Source organism: Bordetella petrii, assembly GCF_020991325.1.
In the GTDB taxonomy this organism is placed as follows: Bacteria; Pseudomonadota; Gammaproteobacteria; order Burkholderiales; family Burkholderiaceae_B; genus Bordetella_A; species Bordetella_A petrii_E.
In genome coordinates this window covers 1-2,045 of sequence record NZ_JAJMLX010000459.1, presented here as the reverse complement: position 1 = coordinate 2,045, position 2,045 = coordinate 1, and the positions used below count along the sequence as shown (strand labels likewise).

Genomic DNA, 2,045 nt, shown 5'->3' with positions numbered 1-2,045 from the left:
CCGCGGCATGATGGGCCACGGGCTCGCCCGTGGCGGCGCGCTGGCCGGCAAACTGGGGTTCGGCCCAGGCTACCGCCCGCTCGATGCGGGCCGGCGCATCGGGGTCCAGCCCCGCAGCTGCTATCTGGCGCCAGGCATCATCGAACGGCGAGAACGCATCGGTATCGGGAATTACGGACATCGCGTACGAAAACGGGCCGGCAGGAAGGCTGAATTTTCCTACACTCTACACTAAGCTCAGGCGTGGCAAGCCCCAGGCCGCGGGCATGAAGAAGGAATCCAGAGTTATGTTTCGATGGTTGAAGGGCCGGGGAGCGGCCGCCTCGACAGTGGCAGAGGTGCAGGCCCGCATCCCGCCGGGCCTGTGGCAGCAGGTACTGGACGCGCATCCGTTCATGGCGGCGCTCGGGCCCGACGAGGCCGGGCAGTTGCAGGCGCGTGCCGCCTGGCTGCTGGCCAGCAAGAACATCAACGGCGCGCGCGGCGCCGAACTGACCGACTTCATGCGCCTGTCCATTGCCGCCCAGGCCGCCCTGCCCATCCTGAACCTGTCCCCCTCTCTGTACGAGGGCTGGGACGAGATCATCGTCTACCCGGAAGGCTTTTCCATCCCGCGCATGCAGCAGGACGACGCGGGCGTGGTGCACGAGTACGACGAGCCCGCCGCCGGGGAAGCCTGGGAAGGCGGTCCTGTCATCCTGTCGTGGGCCGATACCGTGCCCAACGGCACGGCATTCAATGTGGTGATTCACGAATTCGCCCACAAGCTGGACCTGGGATCCGGCAACGCCGATGGCATGCCGGGGCTGGGCGCGCACTCCGACCTGTCGCCCCGCACCTGGCGGCGCGTGCTGGACGACAGCCTGGACCGTTTCACCGCGGCCCTGGACGCCCTGGAGGCCTCGATTCCGCCCGACATGGATCCGGAAAGCCCCGCGGCAGATACCTGGTACGGCCAATTGCCCCTGGACCCCTATGCGGCGGCCGACGAGGCGGAGTTCTTCGCTGTCAGTTCTGAACATTTCTTCGTCGACCCCGCCCCGCTGGCCCAGGCCCTGCCTGACTGGTACGGCCTGCTTTGCCGGTATTACCGCCAGGATCCCTTGGCCCGCCTGGAACGTCCGGCCGCCACCGGGGAACTGGCATGAAGCGCCTGCTGATCGTCTGGCATTCGCGCACCGGGGCGGCCGAACAGATGGCGCGCGCCCTGGCGCATGGCGCGGAACAGGCCGCACGGGAACTCGAACTGGCGGCCCGGCTGCAAGTGGACCTGCGGCCCGCACGGCCGGTGCAGGCGGCCGACCTGCTGCACGCCGATGGCTACCTGTTCTGCGCTCCCGAGAACCTGGCCAGCCTGAGCGGCGAGATGAAAGAATTTTTCGACCGCTGCTACTACGGCGTGCTGGACCAGATACCAGGGCGCCCCTACGGCGTCGCCATCAGCGCGGGCAGCGATGGCGTCGGCGCGGCACGCCAGGTGGAACGTATCTGCACCGGATGGCGGCTGCGCGCAGTGGCCCCCGCGCTGATCGAGCGCAATGGGGCGCAAACCGCCGAACAGATCCTGGCCCCCAAGACCGTGCCGGACGAAGCCCTGGCGCGCTGCGGCGAACTGGGGGGCCTGCTGGCGGCCACCCTGCTGGCCGGCGAAGTATGACGCGGCCGCTATAGCCTGCCTGTCAGCAGCATGACGATCAAGATGATCAGCACGATGCCCAGCAGGCCGCTCGGGTAGTAGCCCCAGCCCCGGCTATACGGCCAGCTGGGAAAAGCCCCGATCAGCAGCAGGATCAGGATGATGAGCAGGATAGTACCCATGGCGCGCTCCTTGTCGTTGTTAGAAGTGGCGGCCATACGCGCCGCCGCGGAGCCGTCTGCAAGCGCCGTGCCTGGGACTGGGGGTTGGGGTTCTTGCCCCGTTCGGTGAGGCTCCTGGCCGGTTGCTGGTGTTCTTGCCCCGTCCCGCGCCGCCCGGGCAGGCGGTGGCGGCGAACGTGCGTCGGGCTCGGGCGCATCCAGGCGCCCTCGGCGCGCTACGCGCGCTG

The 2,045-nt window shown here is 68.6% G+C and carries 4 protein-coding genes; 2 read left to right on the top strand and 2 right to left on the bottom strand.

Annotated elements, in window-relative coordinates; translation table 11 throughout:
- On the bottom strand, positions 1-181 hold a 181-nt coding region (locus LPZ50_RS24530), incomplete at its 3' end, for a hypothetical protein (protein ID WP_230665443.1).
- Positions 182-287: 106 nt separating this feature from the next.
- On the opposite strand from LPZ50_RS24530, the gene LPZ50_RS24525 reads away from it, so the two are divergent.
- On the top strand, positions 288-1,148 hold the full coding sequence (locus LPZ50_RS24525) for a zinc-dependent peptidase (protein WP_230665442.1): 861 nt from the start codon (positions 288-290) through the stop codon (positions 1,146-1,148).
- Positions 1,145-1,657: a flavodoxin family protein gene (locus LPZ50_RS24520; protein WP_230665441.1), complete on the top strand. Its 513-nt coding sequence runs from the start codon at positions 1,145-1,147 to the stop codon at positions 1,655-1,657. Before LPZ50_RS24525 ends, LPZ50_RS24520 begins: the two co-directional genes overlap by 4 nt.
- Positions 1,658-1,665: 8 nt before the next feature.
- Here the strand turns inward: LPZ50_RS24520 and LPZ50_RS24515 are convergent, their stop codons facing one another.
- Complete coding sequence (locus LPZ50_RS24515; protein ID WP_230665444.1) at positions 1,666-1,818, bottom strand: DUF3309 family protein; 153 nt, start codon at positions 1,816-1,818, stop codon at positions 1,666-1,668.
- Between the last annotated feature and the right edge of the window lie 227 nt (positions 1,819-2,045).

Excerpts from the sequence above, each read along its gene's own strand:
- LPZ50_RS24525 (WP_230665442.1), top strand. The coding sequence starts at position 288 with ATGTTTCGATGGTTGAAGGGCCGGGGAGCGGCCGCCTCGACAGTGGCA.
- LPZ50_RS24520 (WP_230665441.1), top strand. The coding sequence starts at position 1,145 with ATGAAGCGCCTGCTGATCGTCTGGCATTCGCGCACCGGGGCGGCCGAA.
- LPZ50_RS24515 (WP_230665444.1), bottom strand. The coding sequence starts at position 1,818 with ATGGGTACTATCCTGCTCATCATCCTGATCCTGCTGCTGATCGGGGCT.